Annotated in this window: 14 protein-coding genes, 1 tRNA gene and 1 other RNA gene; 6 read left to right on the plus strand and 10 right to left on the minus strand. The window is 66.2% G+C overall.

The genetic code is table 11. The features are described from left to right. From AAEX57_RS15655 to AAEX57_RS15665, 3 genes are all read left to right on the plus strand, one after another. On the plus strand, positions 1-579 hold a 579-nt coding region (locus AAEX57_RS15655; protein WP_342093226.1), incomplete at its 5' end, for an IS3 family transposase. Further along, positions 533-1,770, plus strand: a protein-coding gene (locus AAEX57_RS15660; protein ID WP_342093238.1) for an IS3 family transposase whose coding sequence is annotated in 2 segments (ribosomal slippage) — positions 533-845 and positions 845-1,770 — 1,239 coding nt in all. Because the reading frame shifts where the segments join, the coding sequence is not laid out codon by codon here. The genes AAEX57_RS15655 and AAEX57_RS15660, both read left to right, overlap by 47 nt. Before the next feature lie 251 nt (positions 1,771-2,021). Next, a complete protein-coding gene (locus tag AAEX57_RS15665; RefSeq protein ID WP_342093227.1) occupies positions 2,022-3,176 on the plus strand; it encodes an IS1249 family transposase in 1,155 nt (384 codons plus the stop codon). A gap of 124 nt (positions 3,177-3,300) precedes the next feature. On the opposite strand, the gene ssrA is transcribed toward AAEX57_RS15665, so the two are convergent. The 9 genes from ssrA to prfB form a co-directional block, all read right to left on the minus strand. Beyond that, positions 3,301-3,670: a transfer-messenger RNA gene (gene ssrA, locus AAEX57_RS15670) on the minus strand. 113 nt (positions 3,671-3,783) lie between these two features. Then, complete coding sequence (locus AAEX57_RS15675) at positions 3,784-4,440, minus strand: DUF1707 and DUF4870 domain-containing protein (RefSeq protein ID WP_342093228.1); 657 nt, start codon at positions 4,438-4,440, stop codon at positions 3,784-3,786. Positions 4,441-4,514: 74 nt separating this feature from the next. Then, positions 4,515-4,883, minus strand: coding sequence for an FKBP-type peptidyl-prolyl cis-trans isomerase (locus tag AAEX57_RS15680; protein ID WP_342093229.1), 369 nt, complete (start codon positions 4,881-4,883; stop codon positions 4,515-4,517). Positions 4,884-4,925: 42 nt separating this feature from the next. Continuing rightward, a complete protein-coding gene (locus tag AAEX57_RS15685) occupies positions 4,926-6,749 on the minus strand; it encodes a DUF2207 domain-containing protein (RefSeq protein ID WP_342093230.1) in 1,824 nt (607 codons plus the stop codon). Then, entirely contained in the window at positions 6,746-7,222 is a 477-nt protein-coding gene (gene smpB / locus AAEX57_RS15690) for an SsrA-binding protein SmpB (RefSeq protein WP_342093231.1), read from the minus strand. The genes AAEX57_RS15685 and smpB overlap by 4 nt, the downstream gene beginning before the upstream one ends. A gap of 96 nt (positions 7,223-7,318) precedes the next feature. Then, positions 7,319-8,752 carry a peptidoglycan DD-metalloendopeptidase family protein gene (locus AAEX57_RS15695; protein WP_342093232.1) on the minus strand — a complete coding sequence of 478 codons (1,434 nt, stop codon included), beginning with the start codon at positions 8,750-8,752 and terminating at the stop codon, positions 7,319-7,321. 43 nt (positions 8,753-8,795) lie between these two features. Next, a complete protein-coding gene (gene ftsX, locus AAEX57_RS15700; protein ID WP_342093233.1) occupies positions 8,796-9,698 on the minus strand; it encodes a permease-like cell division protein FtsX in 903 nt (300 codons plus the stop codon). Between the two features lie 30 nt (positions 9,699-9,728). Next, positions 9,729-10,415, minus strand: a complete 687-nt coding sequence (ftsE, locus tag AAEX57_RS15705; protein ID WP_342093234.1) for a cell division ATP-binding protein FtsE — start codon at positions 10,413-10,415, stop codon at positions 9,729-9,731. Between the two features lie 119 nt (positions 10,416-10,534). Beyond that, complete coding sequence (gene prfB, locus AAEX57_RS15710) at positions 10,535-11,644, minus strand: peptide chain release factor 2 (protein WP_446721183.1); 1,110 nt, start codon at positions 11,642-11,644, stop codon at positions 10,535-10,537. 81 nt (positions 11,645-11,725) lie between these two features. On the opposite strand from prfB, the gene AAEX57_RS15715 reads away from it, so the two are divergent. From AAEX57_RS15715 to AAEX57_RS15725, 3 genes are all read left to right on the plus strand, one after another. Beyond that, positions 11,726-12,190: a GatB/YqeY domain-containing protein gene (locus AAEX57_RS15715; protein WP_342093235.1), complete on the plus strand. Its 465-nt coding sequence runs from the start codon at positions 11,726-11,728 to the stop codon at positions 12,188-12,190. A 97-nt stretch (positions 12,191-12,287) separates the two neighbouring features. After that, positions 12,288-13,382 carry an acyltransferase gene (locus AAEX57_RS15720; protein ID WP_342093236.1) on the plus strand — a complete coding sequence of 365 codons (1,095 nt, stop codon included), beginning with the start codon at positions 12,288-12,290 and terminating at the stop codon, positions 13,380-13,382. A 10-nt stretch (positions 13,383-13,392) separates the two neighbouring features. Further along, a tRNA-Val gene (locus AAEX57_RS15725) sits at positions 13,393-13,469 on the plus strand. Here the strand turns inward: AAEX57_RS15725 and AAEX57_RS16310 are convergent. Then, positions 13,426-15,048, minus strand: coding sequence for a recombinase family protein (locus AAEX57_RS16310; RefSeq protein ID WP_446721184.1), 1,623 nt, complete (start codon positions 15,046-15,048; stop codon positions 13,426-13,428). The two genes, AAEX57_RS15725 and AAEX57_RS16310, sit on opposite strands and share 44 nt — an antisense overlap. Between the last annotated feature and the right edge of the window lie 771 nt (positions 15,049-15,819).

Here is a 15,819-nt window from a genome sequence, read left to right on the forward strand (position 1 = left end):
TTCGCGCCGTTGGCTCCGAACCGGTTGTGGGTGGCCGACATCACCTATGTCTCGACGTGGTCGGGATGGGTCTACGTCGCGTTCGTCACCGACGCCTACGCCCGCAGAATCCTGGGCTGGCGTTCGGGCACCACGATGAGCACCCAGCTCGTCCTGGACGCGCTCGAGCAGGCGATCTGGACCCGTCAACGCGAAGGTCACGACCTGGCCGGGTTGGTGCATCACTCGGACAGAGGTAGTCAATACACGTCGATTGCCTTGTCAGAGCGGCTTTCGGAAGCCGAGATCGCCGCCTCGGTCGGGTCGGTCGGATCGAGCTACGACAACGCCCTCGCTGAAACGATCAATGGGTTGTTCAAGACCGAACTGATCAAGCCCCGCGCTCCGTGGAAGGGTGTTGACGAGGTCGAGTTCGCGACTGCGGAATGGGTCGACTGGTTCAACCACCGCCGCCTCTACGAGTGGACCCTGACCCCGGGTTGTGGACACGTGGAATCCAGCATGGGCTGGAGGAAGCGAGATGATCATCATCATGGCCAGGAAGAACTACTCGGCAGAGTTTCGTCAGCAGGCCGTTGATTTGTACGAGAGCTCTCCGGATGCGACGTTGAAGCAGATCGCCACGGATCTGGGAGTGTCCCGCGGGACCCTCGCGGACTGGGTCAAGGTCTTGGGCAGCGGTGTCAGGACACCCGGTGCGACGCCCCCGTCACCCGCAGCACCGGATGGGGAGTCGACCGCAGCACGGATTGCCCGGCTGGAGGCCGACAACGCGCGGTTGCGGGAGGACAAGGCCCGTATCGAGACCGAACGGGACATCCTGCGCAAGGCAGCCAAGTATTTCGCCGGGGAGACGAACTGGTGAACCGCTTCCAGTTCGTCGCCGACCACCAGACCACCTATCAGGTGAAGCGGTTGTGCCAAGTGTTGGAACTGTCACGCTCCTCGTTCTACGCCTGGCAGAAGGCATCACCGGCCCGTCAGCAGCGCGCCGAGGCCGATGCTCAGCTCGCCGCACGGGTCCGCGCCGTGCAGGACCCGAAGGCTGGGGGCGATCCGGCCTACGGGGCGCCGAGGGTGACCGTCGAACTCAACGACGGCGCAGAACCCGAGGCTCGGGTGAACCACAAGCGCGTCGCGCGGGTGATGCGCGCTCATGGCCTGGCAGGGATCAGGTTGCGTCGCCGGGTGCGCACCACGGTCCCGGAGCCTACCGATGAGAAGTTCGGCGACCTGCTCAAGCGGGATTTCACCGCCGAGGCGCCGAACCAGCGTTACGTGGGTGACATCACCTACCTGCCGCTGCACGGGGGTGGGAACCTGTACTTGGCCACCGTGATCGACTGCTACTCCCGCAAGCTGGTCGGCTGGGCCGTCGCGGACCACATGCGCACCGAACTGGTCGAAGACGCCCTCACCGCCGCCCTTGCAGAGCGGGGCAGCATGCACGGGGCTGTGTTTCACTCCGACCATGGGTCGGTCTACACGTCGAAGGCCTACGCCAGGCTCTGCAAGCGTCTCGGGGTGACCCAGTCGATGGGGGCCGTCGGAACGAGTGCGGACAACAGCCTGGCCGAGTCGTTCAACGCCACCCTGAAACGGGAAGTCCTGGCCGGGCAAGCCACGTTCGCGGGGCCCGAGTTGTGCCGTCGGCAGGTGTTTCGCTGGCTCGTGCGCTACAACACCCGACGACGCCACTCCTGGTGCGGCCACCTGTCCCCGAACACCTACGAGGCCCGCCGGGCCGCTACGCTGCCAACCGCAGCGTAATCAGACAACAACGTGTCCACGATCCGGGGCGAAGGCCCAGTACTGCGGCGACGTCCCGCCCGCCGAACTCGAGAAGGCCTACTACGCTGGCCACAACCAGCCCCACGAGGAACTGGAACTGTCACACCACTGAGTCCCCGGACATGCCGGGGCGATTCAGTTAGCGGCAGGAATGTGTGTACAGGATGACCATTTTCATGTGTGGTGGCTAGGGGTAATGGTGGTTTGAACATGCTCTGGGAGCATGTTCGGTGCAGGTTGCGAGGAATCATCCCCGGTGTGGTGTATGCGGATCGAAGCTGGTCAAGAACGGTGTCACGTCGGCTGGCAGGACCCGGTGGCGTTGCAAGACCTGTGGTGCCTCCGCGGTCCAGTCCCGGCCCGACGTCACCCGACGCGCGGAGCTGAATCGCTTCCACGCCTGGCTGTTGGGCCCTGCCAGCCAGCACAGCCTTGATACCGGGACCGGCCGCTCCTTCCGAGCCGCAACCGGCTGGTGCTGGAACATCGACGTGCCACAACCACGAGCCGCAGGCGAGGTTGACGAGGTCTTGATGCTGGATGGCACCTATTTCCAGGACTGGTGCCTCATCGTGGCCTTCAACGGCCAGCACGTGCGGGGTTGGCAATGGTGCGAACGAGAGAACAAACCCGCCTACCTTGCCCTGCTGCACCGGCTCCCTTCCCCGAGCATGGTGGTCGTCGACGGCGGCCGGGGTGTCGCCGCCGCCTTGTGTGAGTGCTGGCCCGACACCGCGGTGCAGCGCTGCTACTTCCACATCTACCGCACCGTCACCCGCCACCTCACGATGAACCCGAGACTGGACGCTGGCAAGCAGTTACGCGCCCTCACCAAGGCCCTGATGGACGTCTCCACCCTGGACGAGGCCACCGAGTGGACCCGGCAATACCTGGCCTGGGAAGCCACCTGGGACACCTTCCTCAAACACCGCACCTACGCCGCCAAGCACCGCGAACGCCCACTCGGGGTCGGGGAATGCGCCACCTGGTGGTTCACCCACCGCGAGCTGCGCCGATGCCGCGCCCTGTTCCGGAGCCTGATCCGACGCGAAGAACTGTTCTGCTGGCTCACTACCACCGGCGCTCCGTTGCCGCGCACGACCTCACCCCTGGAAGGGGGCCCGAACAAGGCCATCAAGGACCTCCTACGCGTCCACCGAGGCCTCCCGCCGGACCATGCCCGCCGGGCCGTCGAGTGGCTCCTCAACAGCCACACCGAGTTCCCTCACGACCCCTGGAGCCTGGCACGGCCCGAGCACTGGAACCAGCCACACAAGCCCCGCCCTGCCGTCGAGGAGCCCCTCGGCCCGCAACCCGGAAACACCTTCTCCTGGGAAGACGGCAACGGCATCCAGAAAGGCTGGGCCGGCCGCTGGCGACCATGACACGCCCAGAGCCATACACACATTTCTGCCGCTAACCCCGGATCTGCCTTGCCCTCACTCGGTTCACCAGCTAACAGCAAGGCCGGGGCTGCTGATGCAGCCCCGGCCTTGCTAACAGGGATGTGCGTGGAGGTGGCGGGAATTGAACCCGCGTCCTCAAGAGGCGAACCAGGCATTCTCCGGGCGCAGCTGTGGTTGACGCTTTTCTCGGCCCCCACGCTCTCTACAGCACGTCGTGGACAGGCCCAGTATCAGTGAAGTCCCGATCAACCCCTGACACACAGGTTGATCAGCAAGCCTTCTGGATGAGGCCAGCTACCGGGTCGAAGGCTAAACCCGGGCTGACCCTTCGGTCACTGCTCAGGCAGCGAGAGCGAAGTCTGCGCGATTGGTGTCGGCAGTTATAGGTTTCCGGGGAACATTTACGTGTTGACCCTGGATTCACGGCCCGCTTCTCCTGGAACTACCGTCCCAAGTCGAAACCAGTCACCCCCCTGTTGAGTTGTACTGTCCTAGGACAGCGACGGGCTGCACCAACAACCCGGTTCTTGCCATGCTACCGGTACAACGCACGCGACGCCACCAACATTCCCGCGCACGCAGCCAGCTACCGGGTGATCTCCTTCGGCCGACGCCCCTGGGGACGCCCCTCATCCAGCGGCCGCAGCGGAACCAGCCGGCTCACCGGATTGCGCCAGTCATCACCCGACGCCGCATGAGAGATGCCGGCCACCGTCAGCACCAGCCAGGTGATGCCCAGCACACCACTGAGCGCTCCACCGAGGAACCCCTCCGTCAGGGCACCGGTGATTGCCATGACCACCAGTGCAACGAGCTGGAAGTTGAAGGCCTTGGCCGCCTCGCGGCGGGCATAGCTCTCATGCGGGGCCAAGGCGTAGCAGACGGCGGGCCCGACGAAGAAGGAACCCAGGCCAGTCAGATGGGCCACGGTGGCGCCGGTGCGCCCCATCGGGCCAGGTACCCCCGTCGGCCGGGTGGGGCGCATCAGGAGGCTGGCGCCAGCGCCCACCGGGATCCGGGCCAGACCCTCGAAGGCGCGATTCATCTCGCGTCGGGTGCTGGCCTGAAGCACGGTCTCGACCCGCGCGTCCAGTTCATAGATGGTCAGCCGTCCCTCGGCATAGGCCTGCTGCAGGTACGCGAGGCTGCGCTCCCGCTGGTCCTCGGTGACGGGCAGTCCGAGCGACGGGTGCTCAAAGGCGGACATGACGGACGGCTTTCGTGGCGCGATGGTGGTGGACATGTCTTGAGTCTGCCTCGCCCACCACCATCACACCATCGGGGCCTGCCCTGAAAGCGCCCCGAGAAGACGTCGGATCAGCGAACGGCCAGCAGGTCGCAGACGAAGATCAGGCTCTCACCGGGGGCGATCACACCGCCCGCACCACGGTCGCCGTAGGCCAGGTGCGGCGGGATCACCAGCTTGCGCCGGCCGCCCACCTTCATGCCCTGGATGCCGGTGTCCCAACCGGAGATGACCTGGCCGGAACCCAGGTTGAACTGCAGCGGGCCGCGGCCATAGCTGGAGTCGAACTCCTCACCGGTGGAGAAGGCGACGCCGACATAGTGCACGGCCACGGCCATGCCGGCCTTGGCCTCGGGTCCGTCGCCGACCACCAGGTCGGTGATCTCGAGGTCGGTGGGCGCGGGGCCCTCGGGGAAGTCGATTTCAGGCTTTTCAGTCATGCCTGCAAGCCTGCCACATGGCTGTGACAAAACTCGACGGCCTCACCAGCTGCCGACGCCGCCACCGCCGCCACCACCGCCGGAGAATCCCCCGCCGCCGCCGAAGGAGGACCCACCGCCGAAGCCGGAACCGGAACTGCCGACCGAGGAGGGCACGGAAATCTCCGGAGCCGCCGCATGATCAATGGTGTTCAGGGAGTTGTTGAAGACGTAGAAATTCCAGTGGTCATAGGGGCCGTAGTACCAGACCGGCGGTTCGGCACTCAGCCGCCCCATCCGCACCAGCTGGGCGCACAGATCCGCCCACCGGTCGGTCAGCCCGAACAGGATCGCCCACGGCAGATAACGGGAGAAGATGTCCTCCCCCTCCTCGAAGCGCAGCTGGTCGGCCTCGGCGGTGGCCAGATAGGTCCGGAATCCCTCCACCTGGTCGGTCAGCGCCCGTCCGAGGCCCGTCCGCTGCCCCCGACGTGCCTTGGCGCGCACCACCATGACGGTGAGGGCTATCGGAACCACCGGCAGCAGCAGCCACATGGCACTGGACAGCGATCCGCCGAAGAAGAACCAGGCAAAGCCAAGCATCATGATGCCCGAGCAGGAGAAGCTGGCGCGCGCGGCCGACGGGATCGCGGTGAACCAGTTGCTGGCGGCCACCTGGTTGCGCACGCTGGTGACCAGCGCGGAATGGGCCAGGTGCATGGATCCCTGATCCGAGAGGTCGATCTCGCCGTCGGCGCCGGCGAAGAGCCGTTGCAGCAGCACCTGTTCGTGCGGTTGGGTGGCCACGGAGAAGTCCACCAGTTGCACCCGGGCCGAACCGGGTTCGCTGGCCAGTTTCACCGCACCCCGCACCGCCAGGTCAACCAGCGTCGCGGTGGTCTCCTTGGTGTCCAGAATGCCGTCGGCCAACAGTCCGGCCTCGGCGACGCTGATCCGGGGTGGGGAGAAGGCGACGGGGATCTCGATGGCGTCACTGGGCTTCTGCGGGGCGCGCTCCCCCGGCCCCGGAATGACCCCGGGTGGCAGGCCGACGTAGCGCAGGTCACGCCCGCGCCGACGCCACCACATCAACCCGAGGATCGGCGAGAGCACCAGGCTGAGCAGCCCGGCCCCCATCCCGGTCTTCTGCAGGGCAATGTCCTGGGCGTCGGCCCTGCTGGTCAGGTGGGGCGCATTGTCGGTGACCTGCCCGGCGCCGAGCTTGGCGGCGACGGTCAGTACCTCGCCGGGGGCCTTGCTGGCCTGGGTGAACTCGGCCTTGCCGCCGTTCACCCGCGCACTGGTGCAGTCGGCCTTGCTGGGTGGCGTCGCGGAGGAGCAGAAGACGTCCTTGACTCCGCCCGGCACACTCACCGACACGGTGATGTTGCGCACCATCGGGGTCTCGCCACTGATCGCATCCCAGCTGAACTCGTCGTAGCCCTTGAAGGTGCGCATCGCACCGGAGATGTCGTAACTGATGGTGTAGCTGACCGTGCGGGTCTGGATGTACTGCCCAGCCGTGCCGATCCGCAGGGTGTAGCTCTCATTGCGGCCGTCGGTGTCGACGCGTGGCTGCCAGTGGGCGGAGGCGCCATCGCTGGCCGTGACCTCCACATTGCTCACGTCGTAGACCGCGTCCTGCTTGTCGTCGTAGGCCTCGCGGGTGACGAAGGATCGGGTGATGCCCTGCCGGCCGCTGGTGCCGAAACGGTAGACCAGCGTCTCGGTGGCGCGCACCGTGCCATTGGGCTGCACCGTGTAGGCGATCCTCCAGGAATCCACCGAATCGGTCGCCGCCCAGGCCCGTTGCGGGTTGACGGCGCCCAGCAGGGCGAACAGGACGGTGAACAGCCCCAGCAGGGCCGCCCGCAAGGCCCTGGTCATCCGCGTCGCCGATTGCGCTCAGCCAGCTCGCGCTGGGTCTCCCGGTTCATGTCACGTTCCCGGATGGTCTGGCGCTTGTCCCAGTCTTTTTTGCCCGTACCGACCGCGATCTCGACCTTGGCGTAGCCGTCGTTGAAGTAGACGGCCAGCGGCACGATCGTCTTGCCGGTATTGCCCAACTCACGCTCCAGCTTGTCGATCTCACGTCGGTTGAGCAGCAGCTTGCGGGTGCGCTTGGCCGCGTGATTGGTCCAGGTGCCAAAGGCATACTCCGGAATGTTGGCATTGCGCAGCCAGACCTCACCGTCGTCGACGGTGGCGAAGGCATCCACCAGGGAGCAGCGGCCATTGCGCAGGCTCTTCACCTCCGTGCCGGTGAGCACCATGCCGGCCTCGTACTTCTGCCCGATGTGGTAGTCGTGCAGCGCCTTCTTGTTCTGGGCGATGAGTTTGCGGCCCTTCTCGCGTGGCACGTGGTCCCCCTCGGGTGGTCGAATGTGGTCAGTCTGACACCCCAGAATACGGCCGCTCGCAAGCCGGGCCGGTCAGGACTCTCAGAAGCAGGCCGGTCAGAAGTAGGTGCTGGGGTTGACCAGCGCCCCGTCCCGCCAGACCATCAGGTGCAGGTGACAGCCGGTCGAATAGCCGGTGGTGCCCACATAGCCGATCACCTGGCCCTTGCGCACCCGCTGCCCCACCCCGACGACGTAGTTGGTGGCGTGGTTGTAGGCGGTGGTGACGTAGTGACCGCCCACATTCCCATGGTCGAGGATCAGTCGGTTGCCGTAACCCGCATTGAAGTACTGCTCCGTGACGACGCCGTCGGCGGGGGCCATCATGGGCGCGCCGCAGGCCGCACCGAAGTCCATTCCGTCGTGCAGTTTCCAGATGTGCAGGACCGGGTGCAGCCGTTGCCCGAAGGGCGAGGTGACCGGGCCTCCGACCGGCGACGAGAAGCCGCCATTGCCGGAGACCGCCGGAGTGGTGGCCACGGGTGCGGACGTGGCCGCCGGTGCGGACGCCGCCTTGCTTGCGGTGGCCGACGGCTTTTGCTCGCTGGAGGACTTCTTGCCGGCTGCCCGTCGGGCTGCGGCCTTCTCTGCCGCGGCCTTCTTGTCGGCTGCCTGCTGTCGCTGCTTTGCCTGCTCGGCCGCGGCCTTGGCCTCGGCAGCCTTTTGCGCAGCGATCCGCCGCTGGATGCGCTGCTGCACGGCGCCGGACTCGGCGGCCAGCACCTTCTGCCGCTCCTTCTCCGCGGCCACCTTGTCAGCCGCGGCGGCCTTGGCCCGCCGATTGACGGCGACCAGTTCGTGCACGGAGGCGGCGGCCCGATCGGCCTGGCTGGCGGCGGCCCGGGACGCGGTCAGCTTCTCAGCCGCTCGCTCACGCGCCGCCGAGACCTCCTTCTCCGCCTCGGTCTGCGCCTTCCTGGCGGCCTCCAACTTCACCTGCAGCACCTGCAGCCGGTCCATCTGCGCCTGGGTGGCATTGAAAATGGTGCTCGACCACTGCATCTTGCTGTTCACGTCACCGGTCTCGATGTCGGTGACGAAGGCCGCGATCCCCAACAACTCGGTGTTCTGCTGGTGGGTCTCCCGCACCGTCGCCCCCACCAGACGCGCCTCGGTCTGGACCCGTCGCTCATTCTCGGCCACATCACGCTGGGCCTGGGCCAGCTTGGTCCGTGCCTGACGCAGCGCCTTGGCCTGCTTGGCATCCTCCGCCTGGGCGGCCTTGCGAGCTGCGGTGGCGGCAGCGAGCGCCTCGCGAGCCTTGGTCAGTTTCGCCTGGGAGGTGGCGAGCGTCTCCGCGGCCTGGTTCAGTTCCGCCGAGAACTCGCTCAGCTGGTTCTGGGAGGCGGCTCGACGGGCATTGATGCGGTCACGCTCGTCGGTCAGCTCATCGGCGCTGGCCACCGGGGCGAGCGAAAGCCCCATGCTGAGGGCAGTCACGCCGACGACGGCAAAGCGGCCGGCCCGGGCCCATGATGCGGAGGCTTCCATTGCAGTTCTACCTTCTCCTGGCCCAAGCTGAGCGTGGGGTAACTCAGACTCTCAGGTACTTCCTAGTTGCAAGCAACGTCGGAATGATAGCCAGCGCCACACCCACCAGCGCAACCCCGCCCATCGCCCAACCTGCGTGCTGCCAGGAAATCCACCGCAGAGCCTTGATGGAAACTTCAGCATTCTTCACGATCACCGACCAGTACCCGAAGGCCAGGGTCCCGCAGGCCAGCGCGGCGCCGATCACCCCGGCGACCAGGCTCTCCAGCAGGAAGGGCAACATGATGTAGGCATTGGAGGCGCCCACCAGCCGCATGATGCCCAGTTCCCGTCGTCGGCTGAAGGCGGCCATTCGGATGGTGTTGCCGATCTGCAGCGCCGCGGCGAGCAGCAGCAGCACGCTCATCCCGATCGTCGCCCACTTCAGCGCATTCAGCCAGCTGAACAGCGGATCCAGCACCTTGTGCAGGTCCTGCACATTCTGCACACCGGGCAGCACCTCGGCCTCGTCCACCACCCCGGCATACTGCGCCGGATCCTTCAGCTTGATCCGGTAGGAGTCCTGCATCTGGTCGACCGTGAGGCTCTCCAGGATCGGCGAGTCGGAGAAGGTCTCCTTGAAGTCGTCATAGGCCTCCTGCTTGCTCTCGTAGAAGACCTGGGCAACCTCCGGGTTGGCCTCCAGCCGCTGCTTGATGGCCGCTCGCTGCGCATCGGTGACGTCCTTGCCGGGCTCGCACATGCCCCCTTGGGAGTCGGCGACGCACATGAAGACGCTGATCTCGATCTTGTCGTACCACTTGCCCTTGATCAGATCCACCTGCTGCATGGTCATCAGCCCGGCGCCGAAGAGGCTGAGGCTGACCCACATGGTGACGATCACGGCGATGGTCATGGAGAGGTTGCGACGCAGACCGGACCAGGTCTCGCGGAAGGTATGACGCATGCTGATGTCCTTTCGGCTGTCCCGGACGGCTCAGGCCGTGCCGTAGACACCCTTGGTCTGGTCCCGGATGACGCTGCCTGCATCGAGTTCGATCACGCGACGACGCATCTGGTCCACGATGGTGGCGTCGTGGGTGGCGATGATCACCGTGGTGCCGGTCTTGTTGATCCGGTCCAGCAGCTTCATGATGCCGATGCTGGTGGCCGGATCCAGGTTGCCGGTGGGTTCGTCGGCGATCAGGATCTGCGGCCGGTTGACGAAGGCGCGGGCGATGGCGACGCGCTGCTGCTCGCCGCCGGAGAGCTCCTCGGGCAGCCGGTTGCCCTTGCCGGCCAGTCCGACGGTCTCCAGGGTCTCGGGCACCAGCTGCTTGATCTCGCTGGTGGGCTTGCCGATCACCTGCAGGGCGAAGGCCACGTTCTCGTGCACCGTCTTGCCGGGCAGCAGCCGAAAGTCCTGGAAGACGGTGCCGATCTGGCGGCGCAGGGCCGGAACCTTCCAGCTGCGCAGCCGGTTGAGGTCCTTGCCCGCCACGTGGATGGTGCCCATCGTGGGGCGGTACTCCCGCAGGATGAGCCGCATGAAGGTGGACTTGCCGGAGCCCGACTGCCCCACCAGGAAGACGAACTCACCGCGGTCGATCTGGACGCTGACATTCTTCAGCGCCGGCTTGTTCTGGCCGGGGTAGAACTTCGTGACGTCGTCAAATGTGATCATGCTGGGTCCTTGGCCGTCGTGGGGAAGTTCGGGGGGGGCGATTGTCGGCTCGGCCGCCACGGAGTCTAGGCCTCGACGAGTCCGCCCGGCGACCCGGTCACTGCACGATCAGCCGACGCTCAGTCCTCGTCGCCCTGCATCCGCCAACGAATCCCGGCGTCGATGAAGCCGTCGATCTCGCCGTCGAAGACGGATTCGGGGTTGCCCACCTCGAAGTTGGTGCGCAGGTCCTTGACCATCTGGTACGGGTTCAGGACGTAGGAGCGCATCTGGTCACCCCACGACGCCTTCACGTCACCGGCCAGTTCCTTCTTCTTGGCCTCCTCCTCCTGCTGCTTGAGCAACAGCAGGCGGGACTGCAGCACGCGCATGGCCGCCGCGCGGTTCTGGATCTGCGACTTCTCGTTCTGCATCGAGACCACCAGGCCGGTGGGCAGGTGGGTGATCCGGACGGCGGAGTCGGTGGTGTTGACCGACTGGCCGCCGGGGCCCGACGAGCGGAAGACGTCGACGCGAATGTCGCCCTCGGGCACATCGATGTGGTCGGTGTCCTCGATCAGCGGGATCACCTCGACGGCGGCGAAGGAGGTCTGGCGACGGCCCTGGTTGTCGAAGGGGCTGATCCGCACCAGTCGGTGGGTGCCGCTCTCCACGCTCAGGGTGCCGTAGGCGAAGGGGGCGCTCACCTCGAAGGTGACCGACTTCAGGCCGGCCTCCTCCGCATAGGAGGTGTCCATCACGGTGACCCTGTAACCGTGGCGCTCCGCCCACCGGGTGTACATCCGCAGCAGCATCTCCGCGAAGTCGGCGGCATCGACGCCACCGGCGCCGGCCCGGATGCTGACCACGGCGTCACGCTCGTCGTACTCGCCGGAGAGCAGGGTGCGGACCTCGAGTGCCTCGATGTCACTCTTCAGCTTGCCCACCTCGGTCTGGGCCTCGGCTGCGGCATCCGCATCGGACTCCTCCGCGGCCATCTCCAGCATCAGCTGGACGTCGTCCAAGCGCTCTCGCAGCTGCTCGACGCGTTCGACGTCGGACTGCAGCGCGCTCAACCGGGAGGTGACCTTCTGGGCATTGGCCTGGTCATCCCACAGGTCCGGAGCCGCGACCTGCTGCTCGAGATCCTCGATCTCGCGCTTCTTGGCCTCGGGGTCGAGCACCGCCTCGATCGACTTCAGCGAAGTCTCGAGGGTGGTGATGATGTCTGAAAGATCTGCAAGAGCCACGTTGGGAGAGTCTACCGTTTCGCCGGAGAAATCGGCTTGCCGTCACGTGAAAGACTTGGGGCACTGACGAAAGGACCGCTCGTGGGAGCCCTGAAGAACCAACTGAAGCTTGACCTGGTGACCGCCATGAAGGCCAAGGATGATGCCGCCAAGAGCAACATTCGGATGGCCCTGACCGCCATCCACAACGAAGAGGTGGCCGGCGACGTGGCGCGTGAGCTGAGCGATGCCGAGGAGACCACCGTCGTCACCAAGGAGGTCAACAAGCGCAAGGACTCCGCCGAGGCCTACCGCGCCGGTGGCCGCGAGGATCTGGCCGAGAAGGAGGCCGCCGAGGCCGAATTCCTGGCGAAGTACCTGCCCGCTCCCCTGACCACCGACGAGGTGCAGGCCCTGGTGGATGAGGAGGTGGCCGCGGCCAGCACCGATGGCGAGAAGCCGACCATGCGCCAGATGGGCCAGATCATCAAGGCCGTCACGGCACGCGCCGAGGGCCGCTCCGACGGCAAGACCATCTCCGGCCTGGTGAAGCAGGCCCTGGCCTAAGGGGAGCCACATAGTTGGCTCGGCGCAAACAGGAGCCTGAGTATCCACTGGCAGCACAGTTCAGCGATCCCCCTCGCGCCGTGTGAGGCTGGTCGGCATGACTGACCCTTCACGGAATCGAACACGCGAGACCTGGATCGACCTTGCTCGCGGCGCCTGCGTGCTGCTGGTGGTGCTCTACCACGTGGTGCTCTGGCACCTCGCCCAGGTGGAGACCCCGGCACTGCGCTCCGGCACGTGGGGCAGCCTCAACGACGTCGCCGGTGGCATCCGGATGCCGCTGCTGCTGATGCTCTCCGGCATTCTGGCCGCCGGCAAGATCGGCCGCGGGCGCTCCGCCCTGCGGGGCGCCGCGGCCAACTACTGGCTCTATGCCGTCTGGCTGACGGTCTACGCCGTCGCCTGGAGCCTGTTCTCCTTTCCGACGCCGGAGAAGGTGACGCTCGGCACCAGTTGGCTCAGCCAGTTGCTGCTGCCCGGCACTCCGCTGTGGTACGTCTTCGCCCTGGCCTGCTACCTGGTCTTCATGTGGCTGGTCCGGCCGCTGCCGTCCTGGCTGGTTCTCGCGGCCCTGGCCGTGCCGATGCTGATGCTGCACCCCGGCCAGCGGATGTGGCTGAAGGTGCCGGTGCTGGCGATCTACTTCGCAATCGGGGTGTACGCGTCGGGCTGGCTGCGCCGCACCCTGCGGGATCGTGCCTGGGCCCTCGTCCTGGCGGGCGTGGTCGGCTATCTGGTTTCCGGTCGGCTGGTCGGACTCGCCGGTGGCCGGTGGGAGGCGCTGCAGGCGGCCTTCTTCGTCGGCAATCTGGGCAAGGGCCTGACCGCCCTGGGGCTGGCCTGGTATGCCAGCAGGCTGGGAGCCCTCAGCAGGTTGGGCGCGTGGGTGGGCCGGCACACGCTGGCCATCTACGTGATGCACCCGCTGCTGCTGGGCGCGCTGATGCTGGCCGTTGCCCGGGTTCCCGCTCTGCGCATCACCGACGCGCTGGGCCCGGCCGCGGTGCTCTACCCACTGCTGGTCACCGCGCTGATCGCCATGCTCTCGCTCGGTTTGGAGCGGGTGCTCAAGGCAGTCGGCGCCCATCCGCTCTTCGGCCTCCCATCGGCCTGGGATCGTCGGCTGCGTGCTTGGGAGGCCGACGCAGCACCGGAGCGCCGTCGCACCCCGGTGCCGGAACCGGTATCGTAGGTGCGTTGCCGGGCGCATAGCTCAGTTGGTTAGAGCACCTGCCTTACAAGCAGGGAGTCGGGGGTTCGAGTCCCTCTGCGCCCACCAGATCAGACGTAGTAGAACACCTGACATCGGTTGATGTGGGTGCGAGGGCGGCGAACGGCTCGTTGAGCTGGATCGCCGCTTTTTCGTCTTCGGTGATGAGGATGCGGTGGTAGAAGGCTTGGTTGGCGAGCCGTTTGCCCAAGTCGTCGGTGCGCTCGTACATCCGGCCGCAGTCAGCGAGGAGTCGTAGGGCGGTGGCGAGGTGTTGGCGGGGGCCGTCGTGGTCGTGCCGTTCGGCGTCCAGGCGTTTGGTGACGTCAGCCAGGGCGATCCTGATCCGGTCTTGGTGGCGTTTCAGGGTGGGGAGGTCGATGGCGTCGGCGAAGTGGGCTTCGAGGAGCTTGTCTGCTTCGGCCTCCAGCCGCTGTTTGGTGGCGGTGAGGTCGTCGATGGCCTGCGAGCGCTCAGCCAGGCGCTCATCGAAGGCCGCTTCGACCCGTTCTGCGAGCTGTGCGTAGGTGGTCGGGGTGATGGCGATCTGTTGGTAGCAGTCGGCGACGAGTTGTTCGGCGATGCCGACGGGCACGGCCTTCCGGGTACACGTCGTGCGTTTGGTGGCTCGACCGGTGCAGATGTAGTAGGCGTAGCGAATGCCTTGTTTGTTGCGGGCGTAGTCGAGCTGCAACCGGGCGTTGCAGGTGCCGCAGTACAGGGTGCCCTTGAGGTAGTGGTCGTGCTTGCGGCGGCGTTCCCCAGCGGTGGCGCGGGTATCCAGGAGGATCTGGACCTGCTGCCACGTCTCCGCATCGACAATCGGCTCGTGGGCGCCGGGATGGAGAGCACCCTGGTAGCGGACCTGCCCGATGTAGTACGGATTACGCAGCAGCTTGAAGAACGTCGACCGCCCCACCGGCCCCGACGGACGCTTCGGCGTCGCCACTGTCGTCAATCCTCGGGCGGTGGCTTCGGCCAGCAGGTCCGGGACGGTGTGCTCACCCTTCGCGTAGGTTTCGAAGACCCACCGGATCAGCGGTGCCCTGTCGGGGTCGATCTCAACGGTGCGGTACTCCCAGCCGTGCTCGTCCTTGCGTCGCACGTTGCGGTAGCCGATCGGTGCACGGGAGGGGGTGCCGCCTGCGGCGACTTTCTGGGTCATGCCTTTGGTCACTTCGGCGGCGAGGTTGCGGGAGTAGAACTCCGCAATCGAGGACATGATGCCGTGCAGCAGCATCCCCGAGGGGGTCTCGTCGATGTTTTCTGTGGCAGAGACCAACTGGACGCCGGCGTCGATGAGCTGGCGGTGGATGTCGACGTCATCGAGCCGGTTGCGGGCCAGCCGATCCACTTTGTGCACGATGCAATACGTGACCTGATGGGTCGCGATGTAATCCAGCATTCGCTGCAGCTCGGGCCGCTTCGCCGACCGGGCTGACTCGCCCGCGTCAACAAACTCCGCGACCACCTGGGCGCCAAGGGTTTCGGCTTTGCGACGGTTCGCCTCCCGCTGAGCCGGGATGGAGAACCCCTCATCGTGGCCACCGGCCGTGGCTTGTTCCTTGGTGGAGACCCGCTGGTAGGTCACCGCCGTCACCCGTCCCTCACCCGTGAGCGTCGAGGCCTGTGTGCCGAGGGTGGTCATGGGCGTCTTCTCTCATCGTCGAGCCGGCATCGGGTTCGGGCTGTGCGGTCTGGTTGTGGAGACAATCGGCCAGGTGCAGCACCAACGCGACCAGCCGGTCCATGTCTGGCTCGCCCCGGGGAACGGGCTCTGCGATCAACCGCCGCCCGTTCGGTGCGGTGCGTGCATACCTCATGCCCCACAGGTGGACGCCCCACCCCCGTGAGAGAGCCGGTGGTGGTGACGGTTCCGGAAAATTTCCGGGACCGTCCCTTCGACTGGAGTCGGGCAGGGCGGTGCCGGGTGGGGTAGTTCACGGCTGGGGAAAATTTCCCCCACCGTGCATCCCAGCCCGAAGATGCACGATCCGTACTGCCTCGCAACGGCCCCCGATACCGGAGTCTCACTGATGGCTCACTCTGCAGGTGTGCACCGCGACCCCAAGAGGGCCCCGTGGCGGTGGTCTTCACGACTATCTCAGGTGAGGGATACATGTCGATCAGATCAGCCATGGATGAGCGGATCACCGTCCGATCTGCCCGTATCCCGGTCATCGTCCGTGGCGGGGAGGGGTTGTCCGCACCACAAGCAACCGGTCAGGTCGTCTGCCGTCTGCTGGGTCCGCTGGCGGGACTGTCGACGACGGTCGAAAACGGAGCCAGTAACGACGGTCGAAAAGGGGGCCACGCGATCACGATGGAGGGATGATCAGCGTGGATGTGTGGGCCGAGATTCGGTATCTGCATGCCAGTGAGGGCCTGTCGGGCAGGGCGATCGCGAAGCGGTTGGGGG

Origin of the sequence: Luteococcus sp. H91 (genome assembly GCF_038433135.1) — a bacterium.
Classification (GTDB): Bacteria; Actinomycetota; Actinomycetes; order Propionibacteriales; family Propionibacteriaceae; genus Luteococcus.